Raw genomic sequence first — 15,957 nt, forward strand, 5'->3', positions numbered from 1 at the left:
CGCGGCTCAGGAGAAGCCGTCGATGGCCGCGTTCAGCGTGGCGCTGGGCCGCATCGCGGCGAACGTCTTCTGATCGTCGAAGTGGTAGTAGCCGCCGAGATCGACGGGTTTACCCTGCGCGCCGAGCAGCTCGTCGTTGATCTTGGACTCGTTGTCCGTCAGCGTCGCGGCGAGCTTTCCGAACTTGGCCGCCAGCTCCTTGTCCTCGGTCTGCTTGGCGAGGGACTGCGCCCAGTAGAGCGCGAGGTAGAAGTGGCTGCCGCGGTTGTCGATCTCGCCGACCTTGCGCGCCGGGCTCTTGTTATTCTCGAGGAACAGGCCGATCGCCGTGTCCAGCGCCTTGGCGAGCACCTTGGCCTTGGCGTTGTTGGTCTTGCTCGCGAGGTCCTCGATCGAGACCTGCAGCGCCAGGAACTCACCGAGCGAGTCCCAGCGCAGGTAGTTCTCTTTCTGCAGCTGCTGGACGTGCTTCGGCGCCGAACCGCCGGCGCCGGTCTCGTAGAGGCCGCCGCCGGCCAGGAGCGGCACGATGGAGAGCATCTTGGCGCTGGTGCCCAGCTCCAGGATGGGGAACAGGTCCGTCAGGTAGTCGCGCAGCACGTTGCCGGTGACGCTGATGGTGTCCTTGCCGTCCTTCATGCGGCCGAGCGTGAACTTCATCGCCTCCACCGGGCTCATGATCGGGAGCTCCAGGCCATTGGTGTCGTGCTCGGGCAGGTAGGCCTTGACCTTGGCGATCAGGTTCTTGTCGTGGGCGCGGTTCTCGTCGAGCCAGAACACCGCCGGGGCGCCCGTGGCGCGCGCGCGGGCGACGGCCAGCTTGACCCAATCCTTGATCGCGATGTCCTTCGTCTGGCAGGCGCGGAAGATGTCGCCAGCTTCGACCTTCTGCTCCAGCAGGGCGTTGCCGGAGGCGTCGACGACGCGCACCGTGCCGCTCTCGGGGATCTTGAAGGTCTTGTCGTGTGAGCCGTACTCCTCCGCCGCCTGCGCCATGAGCCCCACGTTCGGCGAGCTGCCCATCGTGCGCGGGTCGAACGCCCCGTGCTGCTTGTGGAAATCGATCGTGGCCTGGTAGATGCCGGCGTAGGAGCGATCGGGGATCGTGAACTTGGCGTCGTAGAGCTTGCCGTCCGTGCCGTACATCTTGCCGCTGGAGCGGATGGCCGCCGGCATCGAGGCGTCGATGATCACGTCCGAGGGCACGTGCAGGTTGGTGATGCCGCGGTCGGAGTCGACCATGGCCAGCGTCGGGCGTCGCTCGTAGACGGCCTTGATGTCCGCCTCGATCTTCGCCTTCTCGTCTGCCGGCAAGCCCTGGATCTTGTTGTACAGGTCGCCGATGCCGTTGTTCGGGTCGAAGCCGACCTTGGCCAGCGTGGCCGCGTGCTTGTCGAGCGCCTCGGCATAAAACACGCTGACGGCGTGCCCGAAGAGGATCGGGTCGCTGACCTTCATCATCGTGGCCTTGAGGTGCAGGGAGAACAGCACACCCTGCTTCTTCGCGTCCTCCACCTGATCGGCGTAGAACGCGCGCAGGGCCTTGGCGCTCATCACGCTGGCGTCGACGACCTCGCCCGCCTGCACCTTGACGCTCGGCTTGAGCACGGTCGTCTTGCCGCCGGCGACGAGCTCGATCTTCAGCTCCTGCGCCTTGTCCACCACGACCGACCTCTCGCTGCCGTAGAAGTCGCCGCCCGACATGTGCGCGACGTGGCTCTTCGAGTCGCGGCTCCACGCGCCCATCGAGTGCGGGTGCTTCTTGGCGTAGTCCTTGACGGCGGGCGAGGCGCGGCGATCGCTGTTGCCCTCGCGCAGGACGGGGTTCACGGCGCTGCCGAGCACCTTGGCGTAACGTGCCTTGATCGCCTTCTCCTCCTCCGTCTTCGGCTCGGAGGGATAGTCCGGCACGGCGTAGCCCTGCTGCTGCAGCTCCTTGATGGCGGCCACGAGCTGCGGGATGGAGGCGCTGATGTTGGGCAGTTTGATGATGTTGGCGTTTGGCGTCTTGGCCAGCTCGCCGAGCTCTGCCAGGTGGTCGCCGAGCTTCTGCTTGTCCGTCAGGCGCTCCGGGAAGTTGGCGAGGATGCGGCCCGCCAGGGAGATGTCGCGCGTCTCGACCCGGACCCCGGCGGCCTTCGTGAACGCCTCGACGATCGGGAGGAGCGAATACGTGGCCAAGGCCGGCGCCTCGTCTGTCTTCGTGTAGATGATGGTAGAGTTTTGCGTTTCCACTTGTTCCTCGAGGGTTGAAAGGGCCCGGATTGACGGCCGCTTACCGCGCCGGGATCGCTGCGGCAACAGGCTGGACAGCCGCGGCGCGGCGCGCTCGCGGCGCGCTCCGGAGCGAGGCGCGGCGCGTCATGTCGGGCCGCGCCGAGCCGGAAACGCGTGGAACCGGCCGGGGTCAAATGGTAGAGCCGCGCGATGCGCGCCCCGCTCCGCCTCGCCCTCGCCGGGCTCATCACCGCCGCCGCCCTCGCCTCGCCGCTCGCCCACGCGGTCGTGAGCGAGCGGATCGTCGCGGTCGTCGGCGATCGCGCCATCCTGCTCTCGGATCTGCGGCAGCGGGCCCGCCCCTTCCTCCTGCAGATCCAGGCCCGGGTCCCGCCGGGCCCGCAGCAGGCGGCGGCCGAGTCGCAGGTCTTTCGCGAGCTCGTCCAGAAGATGGTGGAAGAGGAGCTCGAGAGCCAGGCCGCCGAGAAGGCCAATATCCGCGTCACCTCCGACGAGATCGAGAACGCCTTCCGGAACATCGCCGCCGCGGAGCAGACGACGGTCGAGGAGCTGTTCCGGATGGCGCGGGCGAGCTCCGGGCTCACCGAGCAGGAGTACCGCGACGAGATCCGCCGGCAGATCCTCGAGGGGAAGATGCTGCAGCTACGGGTGAAGGGCCGGGTGCGCATCACCGAGCAGGACGTGCTGTCCGCTTACGACCGGATGGTGCGCGAGGAGCGCCGGCGGCGCGAGTACCACCCGGCGTGGATCGTCCTGCGCATCCTGCCCGGCTCGAGCGCCGAGGCGCTCGAGGAGCGGCGCGCGCTCGCGGCGGCGCTCGCCGACCGCGCGCGGCGGGGCGAGGACTTCGCGGCGCTCGCGCGGCAGTTCTCGGACGACACCGCGACCCGCGACGAGGGCGGCGACCTCGGGGTCCGCGCGCCGCAGGGGACGCAGGCCGCGGCGAGCGGCCAGCGCGAGGTGATGGCCCCGGAGCTCGAGGCGGCGCTGATGGCGGTCGAGCCGGGCGGCGTGGTCGGGCCGATGCGCGCGGGCGACGCGTTCGTGGTGATGAAGCTCCTCAGCCGCCAGCCGTCGCGCTTCACGACGCTCGACGCCGCCCGGCCGGAGATCCTCCAGCGGCTGCAGGCAGAGATCCTGCAGAAGGCCAAGCAGAAGTGGCTCGACGAGCTGAAGCGCGGGACGCACGTGGAGGTCCGGCTCTGACGGGCGGCGGCGCGCGCGGCGCGGCGGGCGCGGGCGGCCGCGGCGAGGCGGGCGTGCCCGAGTGCACCGCGTGCGGCACCTGCTGCTTCTCGACCCTGCCCGAGTACGTCCGGGTCTTCGGCTGCGACTACGACCGCATGGACGATCGCGCGCGGGCGCTCACGCGGTTCATCGGCAACCGCTGCTACATGCACGTCGAGGACGGCCGCTGCGCCGCGCTCACGCTGGACGCGGAGCGCGGCCGCTTCCTGTGCTCGATCTACGAGGTGCGGCCCGACTGCTGCCGCGCGCTCGAGCGCGGCAGCGGCGCGTGCATCGGCGAGCTCCACGAGAAGCGGGAACGGCCGCTGATCGCGCTCGATCGGCTGCGGCGCGCCGCTGCGCCGCGCGGCGGACGGGACGGCTAGCCCCTGCCGCGGGCGCCCAGCGCGGTGCCACGATGTCGCTATCCTCTTCGCAGGTCCCTCGCGCGCCGAGCGCCAGCCGCTCGCAAGGGCGCTCCGCGCGCGAGACGGGCGACCTGGATGTGGGCCATGGACGTCGCAGCTCAGATCGTCAAAGCCTTGAATTCCGCCGGCTACCGGCAGATCGAGGCGGTCGCCCGCACGAGGTCGGGCGACGTGTTCCGTGCGGTCGCGCCGACGGACGGGCGCGCCGCCCGCTCCGTGATCCTCAAGATCTACAGCGATGAGAGCGAGGGCCCCGACCACGAGGCCGCGGTGCTCCGCCGCCTGGGGCGCGCCTTTCAGCTCCTCAGCTTCGACGGCAAGCGGTGCCTGGAGATGCCGGACATCGGCGGCGTCTCCGTCGCCAGCGTCTGCGCTCGGCGGCGGCTCGCGATCGACGAGGCGCTCGCGATCGGCGCTGCAGTCGCGGGCGAGCTGACCGAGGTGCACCGCCGACACGTCATTCACAAGGATGTCAATCCGTCGAACGTCGTGTGGAACGAGCGCACGGGCGCCGTTCAGCTGATCGATTTCGGCGTCGCGAGCGAGCTGCCGCTGGAGCAAGCCGAGCTCGCGCAGCCGTCCGAGATCGAGGGGACGCTCGCGTACATGGCGCCCGAGCAGACGGGGCGCATGAACCGGCCGCTCGACGCCCGCGCCGATCTCTACGCGCTCGGCGTGACGCTCTATGAGATGCTCACGGGCCGCCGGCCGTTCGAGCGGAGCGACCCGCTCGAGCTCGTGTATTGCCACCTGGCGTGCGCCCCCGTCGCGCCCCGCGAGGTCGACCCCGCGATCCCCGAGGTCGTGTCCGACCTCGTGGTCCGCCTGATGGCCAAGGAGCCGCAGGACCGCTACCAGACGGGGTGGGGCGTCGAGGCGGACCTCCGCCGGTGCGTCGACTCGCGGCGCAGCGCGCACCGGATCGAGCCCTTCCCGCTCGGCCGGCGCGACATCCCCGATCGGCTGGCGATCCCCCGCCGGCTGTACGGTCGCGACGACGAGATCGAGGCCGTCGCGCTCGCCTTGGAGCGCGCCACCGCCGAGGGGCGCGCGGAGGTCATCCTCGTCGGCGGACCCCCGGGCATCGGCAAGTCGGCGCTGGCCCACGAGCTGCTGCGTCCCATCACGGGCAAGCGCGGGATGTTCGGCGCGGGCAAGTGCGACAGGTCCCAGCGCGCGACGCCGTTCGACGTCCTCGCCAAGGCGCTGCAGGGCGTCGTACGGCACCTGCTCGGGGCCGAGCCGGACGCCGTCGCGGCGTGGCGGCAGGAGCTCCTGTCCGCGCTGGGCGAGAACGGCGCCCTGGTCACGGCGCTCGTGCCCGAGCTGACGCTGCTGATCGGGCCGCAGCCGCCGCTGCGGGAGCTCGATCCCGTGGAGGCGCGCAACCGCGCGACGATGGTGCTCCGCAACTTCGTGCGCGCGCTGTGTCGGGACGGCCGTCCGCTGGTCCTGTTCCTCGACGACCTCCAGTGGGCGGACGCCGCGACGCTCGACCTGCTCTGCGAGCTCGCCGCCGATCCGGAGCTGCGCTTCTGTTGCGTGATCCTCGCGTACCGCGACAACGACCTCGCCGCGGGGCACCCCCTGCCCGCGGCGATGGAGCGCATGCGCCTCGGCGCCGCGAGGGTCACCTCGATCGCGCCCTCGCCGCTCCGCGAGCGCGCCGTCGCGGCGCTCGTCGCCGACGCGCTGCGGGTCCCGGTCTCGCGCGTGGGGACCCTCGCGTCGATCGTGGCGCGGAAGACGGGGGGCAACCCGTTCGTCATCGGCCAGCTCCTGGAGCGGCTGCTCCGCGACGGCGTCATCACGTTCGACCCGGCCGCCGCCTCCTTCACGTGGGACGATGCCCGCGTCGAGGCCGCGCCGATGGCGGAGAGCGCCGCCGAGCTGCTCCGCGCGCGGCTCGGCGAGCTCTCGCCGGCCGCGAGGAGCGCGCTGCGCGTGGGCGCGTGCCTCGGCGATACGTTCGACGCGGCCACGCTCGCGGCCGTCTGCCGCGCCTCCGCGGAGGACACGCTCTCGGACCTGCGGGAGCCGGTGGAGGCCGGGATGCTGATCCCGCTCCGCCTCCGGGCGCCCGCCGGCCACCCCTCGGGCGCGACGTTCGCGTTCGCGCACGATCGGATCCGGGAGGCGGCCTACGCGCTCATCGAGGAGCGGGAGCGACCTGCCGTGCACCTCGAGCTCGGACGGCGGCTCATCGCCATGACGCCGGCCGAGCGCCTGGACGAGCGCCTGTTCGTGATCCTGGACCAGCTCAAGGCCGGAGAGGCGCTGCTCGCGGACGAAGGGGAGCGGCTCGAGGTGGCCGGGCTGTTCCTGCGCGGCGGCCAGCGGGCCCTCGGCGCGGCGTCGTTCGAGGTGGCCGCGAGCCTGCTCGGCGCGGGCGTCCGGGTGCTGGGCGAGGAGGGCTTCGCGCGGGCGCGCGAGCTCGCGGTCTCGCTGTACCGGGCGACGGCGCTCGCGGCCTGCCTCATCGGAGATTTCGGCGGCGTCGAGCGGCTCGTCTCCGCGCTCTCCTCCCACGCGGCCTCGGTCCTCGAGGAGGTCGAGGTCGACGGGCTCCGCATCCGCAGCGCGCAAGCGCAGGACCGGAGCAGGGAAGCCCTGCGCCTGGGCCTCCGCGCGCTCGGGCGGCTCGGGCTCACATTCCCCGAGAAGCCCGCGGTCGAGGACGTGCTGCGCGCCATCTCCGCCATCCGCGAGCGGCTCGCGGGCGAGGGCGTGGAGGAGCTCGCGAAGCTGCCACCCATGCGCGATCCATGCGCCCTCGCCGCCATGCAGCTCATCCGCCAGGTCGTGGGCCTGGCCTTTCAGGTGGCGCCGGCGCATTACCCGCTCCTCGTCACCGAGGGCGTGCGGCTCTCCATCGAGCACGGCAACGCGCCGTCGTCCCCGCAGTCGTACGTATTTTTCGGCAACCTCCTCGTCGTCCTGGAGGGCGACGCCGAGGGGGGCGCGCGCTTCGGCCGGCTCGCGATGGAGGTGATGGCGCGGCTGCGAGCTCGCGAGCTCTCGGCCATGATCGTCAACCTCTTCGAGTGCATGATCCACCCGCGCACGGCGCACTTCCGCGACACGCTCGCGCCGCTGCGCCTCGGCCACCAGGAGGGGCTCTCGCACGGCGATTTCGAGTGGGCGAGCCACTGCGGCATGGGGTATTGCATCCACGGCTACATCAGCGGCGCGCCGCTCCGCGGGCTCCTGCAGGAGATCGAGGAGCTGCGCCGCTCCTTCGCGCCGCTCCACCAGGAGCGCACCGCGCGGTACCTGAGGGTCCTCCAGCAGGCCACGCTGAACCTCCTGGGGGCGGGCGGGCAGCCGACGGTCCTGAAGGGCGAGGCGTTCGACGCGGAGGCGGCGCGCCCCGGCCTGGAGGCCGCCGGCGACTCGTTCTCCCTGTTCTACATCGCCTTCCATCGCACCTTCCTGCTCAGCCTCTTCGGCGATTTCCGCGGCGTCCTCGAGGAGATCGCGTGGATCGAGCCGCACCTCGCGGCCGTGCCCGGGCTCGTCCTGTTCACCCGGATGCAGGTCCCGGAGGCGCTGGCCTGCCTGATGGTCGCCGCGGAAGAGGCGGGGGAGCGGCGCGGCGCGCTCGTCGCGCGCGCCGACGGCATCCTCGCCGGGCTGCGGCAGGCGGCGCGGCACGCCCCGATGAACTTCGGGCACCTCGTCGCGCTCATCGAGGCCGTGCGGTCCGGGATCCAGGGCGAGCACCCCTGGGCGACGGCCAGGCTCTACGACGAGGCCGTCACCGGGGCGGAGGCGCACGGGTTCGTGCAGGACGCCGCGTTCGCGTGCGAGCTCGCCGGGCGCTTCTGGCTGGCCGCTGGCAGGGACTTCCTGGCGCGCGCCTACCTGGAGCGAGCGCGGCGGCTCTACGCGCGGTGGGGCGCCGTGGCCAAGGTCGCGCAGCTCGAGCAGCAGCACGCGACGCTCCTGCCGATGCACACCCCCATGGGCGCGCTGATCACGACGTCGCAGGCGCCGGCCGTCCTGCTCGACGCGGCGTCGCTCTTCAAGGCGTCGCGCGCGATCGCGAGCAGCCTGGCGCTCCACGAGCTCCCGACGCTCTTCCTCGCCGTCGCCATGGAGAACGCCGGCGCGCAGCGAGGGGCGCTCTTCGTCGAGCGGGAGGGCGCGCTCGTCCTGGAGGCGGCCGGCGACCCGTCCCGCGGGGCCGTCCGCGCGGGGGGCGCGCCCGTCGAGCTCGCCGGCGATCGCGCGTGCCTGTCCGTGGTGCGCACGGTGGCGCGGACCCGGGCGCCGGTGGTCCTCGAGGACGCGCGCACGTCTCCGGCGACCCGCGACGATCCTTACGTGGCGTCGCGGCAGTCCCGCTCCGTGCTGTGCGCGCCGGTCCTCTCGGGGAGCGCGCTGCGCGGCGTGCTGTACCTCGAGAACGACCTCGTGACGGGCGCGTTCACGGCCGAGCGCGTGGAGGTGGTGGCGATCCTGTCGGCCCAGGCCGCCGTCGCGCTGGAGAACGCGTTCCTCTACGGCGACCTCGAGCGCCTGCTGGAGGAGCGGACGCGCCTGCTGGAGGAGCGGACGCGCCTGCTCGCGCAGGCCGAAGAGGGGGTGCGGGCGCGCGACACGTTCCTCACGCTCGCCGCGCACGAGCTGAGGACGCCGCTCACGCCGCTCCAGATGGAAGTCCAGACCTTGCTCCGGGACGCGCGCGCCGGCCGGATGAGGGCCGAGGGGGCCGATCGCGCGGCCAGGAAGCTGGAGCGCGCTGGGCGCCAGATCGGGCGCCTCGAGCGGCTCGCGAACGATCTCCTCGACGTCGCGCGCCTCGCCGCGGGCGAGCCGGAGATGCTGATGGAGCCGGTGGATCTGTCGCTCTTGGTCCGCGACGTCGCCGCGAAGCACGCGGCGGCGCTCGAGCACGCGGGCTCGGCGCTGTCCCTCGACGCGGAGCCCGGGGTCGTGGGCCTCTGGGATCGCGTGTGCCTCGTGCAGGTGGCGGACAAGCTGCTGTCGAACGCCGTCAAGTTCGGTGAGGGCAAGCCCATCGATGTCCGGGTCGAGGGCGACGGCGGCCGGGCCCGGCTCGTCGTGCGCGACCGCGGCGCCGGCATCGCCCGCGCGACGCAGGCGCGCCTCTTCGGGCGGTTCGAGCGCGGCGTGTCGGAGCGCCATTTCGGGGGGCTCGGCCTCGGGCTATGGATCGCGCGGCGCATCGTCGACGCGCTCGGCGGGAGCATCCGGATCGACAGCGAGCCCGGCGCGGGCGCCACGTTCATCGTGGAGCTGCCGCGCGAGCCCCCTCGGGAGGCCCGTGGGCAGGTCCCGAGCGCGCCGCCCGGCGGGCAAGCCTCGTCGAGCGCGCATCACGGCCGCGCCGAAGAGCGCACGGGCTGACGCCTCCCGCCGATGCAAGGAGCGCGGGTCGACCGACGGGCTCGAGCGCCGGAGCGATCCGGCGCCGCGCGGCGGTTCCCCCGGCGCCGCGCCGGCGAGGGCGCCGGGCGCCGCGCCTCAGGGCGAGGCGTCCCTGTCCTCCACCGGCGGCGCGCCCGCGTCGAGCGCGCTGCGGTCGATCCGCATGCTGACGTCGAGCGTGACCGTCTGCCCGGCGGAGACGGTGATCGTCCGCTTCTCCTCGGGCGCGTTCGGGTGGCGGAACGTGACGTAGTGCCGCCCCGCCTGGAGCGGGATCGACCGCGCCATCGGCGTCACGTCGACGAGCTCCCCGTCGACGACGACCTCCGCCCACGGCCTGGCGAGCACCTTCAGGTAGCCGCGCCCCTCCGACGGCGCGCCGGGCTGCCTGGCCTCGGCGCTGGGCGGGCCGACCGCGCCGTGCTCGCGCAAGCCGAGCTCGATGAGCGCGCCGCCCGCGACGACCAGCGCGAAGATGCCGAGCAGCCGGACCGCGTCCGGCGCGAGCGACGGCGCGTGGCGCCGCTCGGCGGCCGGGCGGACGGACGGCACGTGCGCGGGCGGGAGCTCGTCCCCGCCGAGCTTCGCCGCCGCGAGCGCCCTCCCGATGAGCGCCCTCGGCTGCCCGTGACCGCGCTCGGCGAGCTCCTCGGCCAGGGCGTCCGCGACGGCGCGGCCGTTCTCGTAGCGCTGCTCCGGCTCCTTCTCGAGGCACCGGAGCACCACCCGCTCCAGGCCGCGCGACACGTCGGGCGCGAGCGCCCGCAGCGGCTGCGGCGGCGCGCTGCGGATGCGGTGCGCGACGGCCCGGCCCTCGGCCCACCGGTCCTCCTCGCGCTCGCGCGGCGCGCGCGACGCGCGGGACGCGGAAGGCGCAGCGTCCGCGTCCGCCGGCTCCTGCTTCGGCTCGTCGAACGGGCGCGCGCCGGCGAGCATCTCGAACAGGACCACGCCGAGCGCGAACACGTCGGCCTGCGGCCCGGTCTCCGCCCCGAGGATCTGCTCCGGCGCCATGTAGTCGGGCCGCGCGAACGTGTCGCTGCCCTCGAACGGCTCGGGCAGCGACGGCAGCCGGCCGTCGAACGCCGCCGCGAACTCCAGGATCTTCACGCCGCCGGGCGGCGTGACGATGACGCGCTCCGGGCGCAGCTCGCGGTGCACGACCCCGCGCTCGTGCGCGTGCCCGAGGCCGCGCGCGATCTCCAGCGCGATGGCCGCCGCCGCGCCCTCGTCGAGGCGGCCGGCGCGCGCGCACAGCTCCGCGAGCGTCGGGCCCGAGAGCGGCTCGAGCACCAGCCAGATCCGGTCCTCGTCGCGCTGGAAATCGTGGATGTCGATGATGTTGGGGTGCCGGATGCGCGCGAGGATCTTCGCCTCGCGCTCGAGGCCGGCCGCGAACGCGCTCGCGGCCGACACCGTGGGCTTCAGCGTCTTGATCAGCGCCGCCCGGCCGAGCTCGACATGCTCGGCCCGGTACGTGACCGTGAGCGCCCGCGACGAGACGGCCTCGCGCAGGATGTACGGGCCGAGCTGCCTCTCCGCGGCGCCCACTTAGCGCTGTCGAACGCGGAGCGAGCGCCCCGTCATCGCCGCGGGCTGCGGGATGCCGAGGATCTCGAGCATCGTCGGCGCCACGTCGCAGATGCGGCCGCCCGAACGGAGCACGACGCCGGCGTCGTGCTTGTTCAGGTAGTAGAGCGGCACCGGGTTCAGCGTGTGGGCGGTGTGGGGGTTGCCCTGATCGTCCTTCATCTGCTCGCAGTTGCCGTGGTCCGCGGTGATCATCAGCGCGCCGCCGGCCTCGCGCACGGCGTCCGCGATGTCGCCGATCCCCTTGTCGACCGCCTCGACGGCGTGGATGGCGGCCTCGAGGATGCCCGTGTGCCCGACCATGTCCGGGTTCGCGAAGTTCACGAGGATGAAGTCGTACTTCCCGCTCTTGATCGCGGCCACGACCTCGCTCGCGACGCCGGCCGCGCTCATTTCGGGCTTCTTGTCGTAGGTGGCGACGTCGCGCGGGGAGGGCACGAGCTTCCGATCCTCGCCCGGGAACGTCTCCTCGCGGCCGCCGTTGAAGAAGTACGTGACGTGCGCGTACTTCTCGGTCTCGGCGCACCGGAGCTGCGTGAGCCCGGCGCGGGAGATCACCTCGGGGAACGAGTCGGTGACCTCGTCCTTCGGGAACGCGACCGGCAGCTTCAGGGCCGCGTCGTACTCGGTCATGCAGCTGTAGCAGTGCTCCTGGAAGGCGTAGACCGGCTTGCCGCGATCGGTGAGGAGCTCCTCGACCTCGGGCGGCAGGTTGCGCCGCGTGAGCATCGCCGAGATCTCGCGCATGCGGTCCGGCCTGAAGTTGACGGAGAGGCCGACCTCCTCCCCGAACCACTCCCAGCGAGCCTCCTTCGAGGCGAAGTCGGCCATGAAGTCGCCCTTGATGCCGCTGTAGTCGCCGATGCGGACGGGCTCGACGAACTCGTCCGTCTTGCCGAGCGCGTACGACTGCTGGATCGCGTCGAACGCCGTGTCGGCCCGCGGCGCGTCGCCGCGCACGATCGCCGTGTAGGCCTTCGTCACGCGGTCCCAGCGCTTGTCGCGGTCCATGGCGTAGTACCGGCCCGACACGGTGCCGATGACGCCGACGCCCTCGAGCGCCTCCTGGACCTTCTCGACGTACCCCCACGCGCTCTTCGGCGGCGTGTCGCGCCCGTCGAGGAACGCGTGCAGGACCACGGGCACCTCGTGGAACTTCGCGAGCTTGAACAGCGCCAAGAAGTGATCGAGCGACGAGTGCACGCCGCCGTCCGAGACGAGGCCGAACAGGTGCAGCCGGCACTTGCGGTCCTGCGCGATGCGGAACGTGCGGTCGATGATCTCGTTCGAGCCGAGCTTGTTCTCGGCGATCGCGACGTCGATGCGCGAGATGTCCATCAGCGCGATCCTCCCCGCGCCGAAGTTCAGGTGGCCGACCTCGCTGTTGCCCATCTGCCCCACCGGGAGGCCGACGTCGGGGCCGCTCGTCCCGATCAGCGTCGTCTGCGCGTCGCGCTTGATCGCGTCGAGGTTCGGCATCTTCGCGAGGGCGATCGCGTTCTGGTCCTTTTCTTCGCGCTCGCCGAATCCGTCGAGGATACAGAGGACGAGCGGGCGGGGGCGTTGACTGGGAGAGGGTGCGGCTTCGCTCATGGCGGCGGAATCTACAACGAAGCCGCGGCGATCGGGGGGCTGCTCGGGCATTTTCGACCCGCGCCGGGGCGCCCCGGCCGGGGTCCCGGGGGCGTCCAGGGGCGGGCGGCGGCAGGCCCGCAGGCGGCGCCCGGCGGCGCGGAGGGGCCGGCGGGCGGCGCCGGCCCGGCGGCGGGCCTGTCCCGAGGCCGCCGCCTCCCCTACGATGGCGGGCGCCGCACAGGGAGGACCTCGATGACCCAGGCCCCGCCGTTCCACCTCGCCTTCCCGGTCTCGGACCTCGAGGCGACCCGCCGCTTCTACGTCGACGTGCTCGGGTGCCGCGTCGGCCGCAAGGCCGACCGGTGGATCGATTTCGACTTCTTCGGCCACCAGATCTCGGCCCACCTCGTCGATGAGCCCGGCGCCGTGCTCCCCACGAACCCGGTCGACGGCAAGGACGTGCCGGTGCGCCACTTCGGCGCCATCCTCGAGTGGCGCGCCTGGCACGCGCTGGTCGAGCGGCTGCGCGGGCTCGGGGTCGCGTTCCTGATCGAGCCGCACATCCGCTTCGTCGGCGAGCCGGGGGAGCAGGCGACGCTCTTCGTCGTCGACCCGAGCGGCCACGCGCTCGAGTTCAAGTCGTTCCAGGACGCGCGTCAGATCTTCGCGACGTGAGCCGCTGCGCGCGGCGTGCGTGCTAAGTTCCGACCATGTCCGACGGTCGTCGCGCCACGTACCAGGATGTCCTTGACACGCCCCCCAATCAGGTGGCGGAGATCCTGAACGGCGTCCTCCACGCGACGCCGCGGCCGTCCCTGTCCTGCCGCAACGTCACGTCGGTCCTGGCCGGCGAGCTCTACCTCCCGTTTCGCCGGGGCATCAAGGGGCCCGGCCGGTGGGCGCTCCTGGTCGAGCCCGAGCTGCACCTCGGCACCGATCCGGACATCGTGATCCCCGACATCGCCGCGTGGCGCCGCGACCGGATGCCGCAGATCCCGATGCGGAACGCGGCCATCTTCCTCGCGCCCGACTGGGTGTGCGAGGTGATCTCGCCGTCCACCGAGGCGGTCGACCGCCGCGACAAGATGGAGATCTACGCGCGCGAGCTGGTGACGCACTACTGGCTCATCGATCCGCGGCGCCGGAGCCTCGAGGTCTTCCGCATCGACGGCGGGCGGTTCGCGCGCATGGGCGCGTGGGAGGGCGACGTCACCGTGCGCGCGGCGCCGTTCGACGCCGTGGAGATCGAGCTCGGCGTCCTCTGGCAGGAGTAGCGCCGGCGCGGCGCCGGGCGCATCGCGCCGTCACCGGCCGCCCGGGAGCGATAAGCTTCCGGCGTGCGCGTCTCCTCGACCTGCCCGCTCCGCGTCGCGTCCCTCGTCTGGCGGCCTCGCCCCGAGGCCTTCGCGCTCACCGTGGTCTGCAAGGCGACCTTCGCGCTCGAGCCGGGGCGCTCGCGCCTCGCGCCCGCGCAGGAGGCGCCGTGGGAGGCGGACGTCCCGTGGGGCGACGACCCCCGGGCGAGCCTGTGGGCCGCGAGCGATCTCGCGCCGTTCAAGCGCCGCGTGGACGTGCTCGTGGTCGGCCACGCCCACGCGCCCCACGGCGAGCCCGCGGCCTCGCTCGTGGCGCGGCTCGCGATCGGCGCGATCGACAAGCGGATCGAGGTGCACGGCCAGCGCGCGTGGACGGCGGGCGGGCAGCTCACGGCGGCCGCGCCGTTCGACAGGGCGTCGCTCCGGTGGGAGCGCGCGGCGCGCGGGCGCGACGGCTGGAACCCGGTGGGCATCCCCGCGAACGCGGCGCCCGACGCGCGCGGGCTCCGGCCGGCGCCGAGCCTCCTGCCGCCCGGCGCCGAGCTCCGCGGCCCGGCGGAGCCGCTGCCGCCCGCGGGCTTCGGGCCGATCGCACCCTCGTGGCCCGAGCGGGCCGCGAGGCTGCGCCGGCACGCCGCCACGTTCGGCCACGACGCCTGGGCGGAGCGGCCGCTGCCGGAGGACATCGATCCCGGCTACTTCAACGCGGCGCCGCCCGACCAGCAGCTCGACCAGCTGCCCGCGGGCGAGCGGCTCGTCCTCGCGCACCTGCACCCGCAGCACCCCGAGCTCGCGACCGTGCTGGAGGGCGTGATCCCGCGCGCGTCGCTGCTCCGCGGCGACGCCGCGCCGCAGGAGATGCGGCTGCGCTGCGACACGCTGTGGATCGACGCGGATCGCGGGATCTGCACGCTGACGTGGCGCGGGGCGGTGCCGCTGCGGCACGCGGCCGAGGACGTGACGGTGGTGGTGACCGCGGAGCGGCCGGAGGCCGAGGCGGAGCTGGCGGAGACGCTGATGCCGGCGGTCGCCGCCAGCGCGCCGGAGCGGGGCGACGCCGTCGCGCCCGCGCCCGGGGCGGCGGGCGGAGCTCTGCCGGCGGCGATGGTGAGCACGCTCGTGCCGGATCTGAGCGCGGCGGGCTCCTCCGGCGTGCTGCCGTTCGTTTCGCCGTCGGCGCTGCCCTTCGCGCCGGCGGCGCAGGGCGCGGCCGGGGAGGGGAGCGGCGCGCCCGCGCGGCCCTCCGGGGCGGCGCCGAGCGACCGGCCGTCGGCGCCGCTCCCGCCGGCGCCCGCCGCGCCGCGGCCGAGCGCGGCGGCTGGCGCCCTCGACGAGGGTGCAGACACCCTGGCGCCGCGCACGCTGACGCCGGGCACCCTGAGCGCGGGCCTCGTGCCTGTGCCTGCGGAGCCGCTGCCGTTCCAGGCAGGGCGCGCCGCGGCGGCGCCTGTCCCCGACCCGGGCATCGCGCCGCCGCCTCCGCCCCCGCTCTTCGGTCAGCGGCTGTCGAGCGCGCCGCCGCCTCCGCCCCCGCTCTTCGGTCAGCGGCTGTCGAGCGCGCCGCCGCCTTCTCCGCCCCCGCTCTTCGGTCAACGGCTGTCGAGCTCGCTGCCGCCTCCGGCCGCGGCGCAGGCGAACGCGCCGCCGCCCTCCGCGCCGCCGCCCTCCGCGCCGCCGAGCTCGGCGATCGGCCCCGCGAAGGAGCCCCCGTCGCCGCTCGCCGCGCCCGCGCCCGCGCCCGCGCCGGAGCCGGCCGTGCGACCGGAGGACGTGCCGGTGGAGCGCTTCGCGGCGATCTCGGCCGAGATCGCCGAGCGGCGCGCGCCGCGGCCGGAGGTGCTGCGCGCGCACGGGCTCGGCGAGCGCGCCTGGGACGCGGTGGAGCGCCGCTGCCGGGCCCTCCTGGACAAGGACGCGCGCGCCGGCGGACGGCTGCGCGCCGCGCACGACGCCGCCTACGTGGCGGCCGTGGAGACGTTCCGCGGCCCGATCGCCCTGGAGGAGTACGCCCGGATCGCGGTGGGGCTGGAGCGCGGCGCGGCCGGCGAGGTCCTCGACGCGCTCGCCATCCAGCGGGCGGCGCTGATGCCGATCGTGCGGGTGTGGACGAAGAAGGCCGCGGGCAACATGGCGCTCTCCGCCGAGCTGATGGCGCTCCTGGACAAGCTGCGGGCCGAGTGAGCCCGGCG

9 protein-coding genes are annotated in these 15,957 nt (G+C 73.7%); 6 read left to right on the plus strand and 3 right to left on the minus strand.

Annotated elements, in window-relative coordinates:
- Positions 1 to 6: 6 nt before the first annotated feature.
- Positions 7 to 2,235: an NADP-dependent isocitrate dehydrogenase gene (locus WMF33_RS07625; RefSeq protein WP_437336513.1), complete on the minus strand. Its 2,229-nt coding sequence runs from the start codon at positions 2,233 to 2,235 to the stop codon at positions 7 to 9.
- Between the two features lie 192 nt (positions 2,236 to 2,427).
- Here WMF33_RS07625 and WMF33_RS07630 point away from each other — a divergent pair, with 192 nt between their 5' ends.
- From WMF33_RS07630 to WMF33_RS07640, 3 genes are all read left to right on the plus strand, one after another.
- A complete protein-coding gene (locus tag WMF33_RS07630; protein WP_437336514.1) occupies positions 2,428 to 3,444 on the plus strand; it encodes a peptidylprolyl isomerase in 1,017 nt (338 codons plus the stop codon).
- A 53-nt stretch (positions 3,445 to 3,497) separates the two neighbouring features.
- Positions 3,498 to 3,851 (plus strand): YkgJ family cysteine cluster protein, encoded by a 354-nt coding sequence (locus tag WMF33_RS07635; RefSeq protein ID WP_061623436.1) that lies wholly within the window; start codon positions 3,498 to 3,500, stop codon positions 3,849 to 3,851.
- 126 nt (positions 3,852 to 3,977) lie between these two features.
- Complete coding sequence (locus tag WMF33_RS07640; protein WP_437336515.1) at positions 3,978 to 9,266, plus strand: AAA family ATPase; 5,289 nt, start codon at positions 3,978 to 3,980, stop codon at positions 9,264 to 9,266.
- Between the two features lie 117 nt (positions 9,267 to 9,383).
- Here WMF33_RS07640 and WMF33_RS07645 read toward each other — a convergent pair whose 3' ends face one another.
- Both WMF33_RS07645 and gpmI read right to left on the minus strand, forming a co-directional pair.
- Positions 9,384 to 10,838: a serine/threonine protein kinase gene (locus WMF33_RS07645; protein WP_437336516.1), complete on the minus strand. Its 1,455-nt coding sequence runs from the start codon at positions 10,836 to 10,838 to the stop codon at positions 9,384 to 9,386.
- The gene (gene gpmI, locus WMF33_RS07650; RefSeq protein ID WP_437336517.1) at positions 10,839 to 12,470 is read right to left on the minus strand and encodes a 2,3-bisphosphoglycerate-independent phosphoglycerate mutase; all 1,632 of its coding nucleotides are present in this window, start codon (positions 12,468 to 12,470) and stop codon (positions 10,839 to 10,841) included.
- Between the two features lie 234 nt (positions 12,471 to 12,704).
- On the opposite strand from gpmI, the gene WMF33_RS07655 reads away from it, so the two are divergent.
- From WMF33_RS07655 to WMF33_RS07665, 3 genes are all read left to right on the plus strand, one after another.
- A complete protein-coding gene (locus WMF33_RS07655) occupies positions 12,705 to 13,127 on the plus strand; it encodes a VOC family protein (RefSeq protein ID WP_437336518.1) in 423 nt (140 codons plus the stop codon).
- A gap of 35 nt (positions 13,128 to 13,162) precedes the next feature.
- Positions 13,163 to 13,726 (plus strand): Uma2 family endonuclease, encoded by a 564-nt coding sequence (locus WMF33_RS07660; RefSeq protein WP_437336519.1) that lies wholly within the window; start codon positions 13,163 to 13,165, stop codon positions 13,724 to 13,726.
- A 63-nt stretch (positions 13,727 to 13,789) separates the two neighbouring features.
- Positions 13,790 to 15,949 carry a DUF2169 family type VI secretion system accessory protein gene (locus WMF33_RS07665; protein ID WP_437336520.1) on the plus strand — a complete coding sequence of 720 codons (2,160 nt, stop codon included), beginning with the start codon at positions 13,790 to 13,792 and terminating at the stop codon, positions 15,947 to 15,949.
- The last annotated feature ends 8 nt before the right edge of the window (positions 15,950 to 15,957 follow it).

The sequence above is a fragment of the Sorangium sp. So ce394 genome, from assembly GCF_051474665.1.
Classification (GTDB): domain Bacteria; phylum Myxococcota_A; class Polyangia; order Polyangiales; family Polyangiaceae; genus Sorangium; species Sorangium cellulosum_D.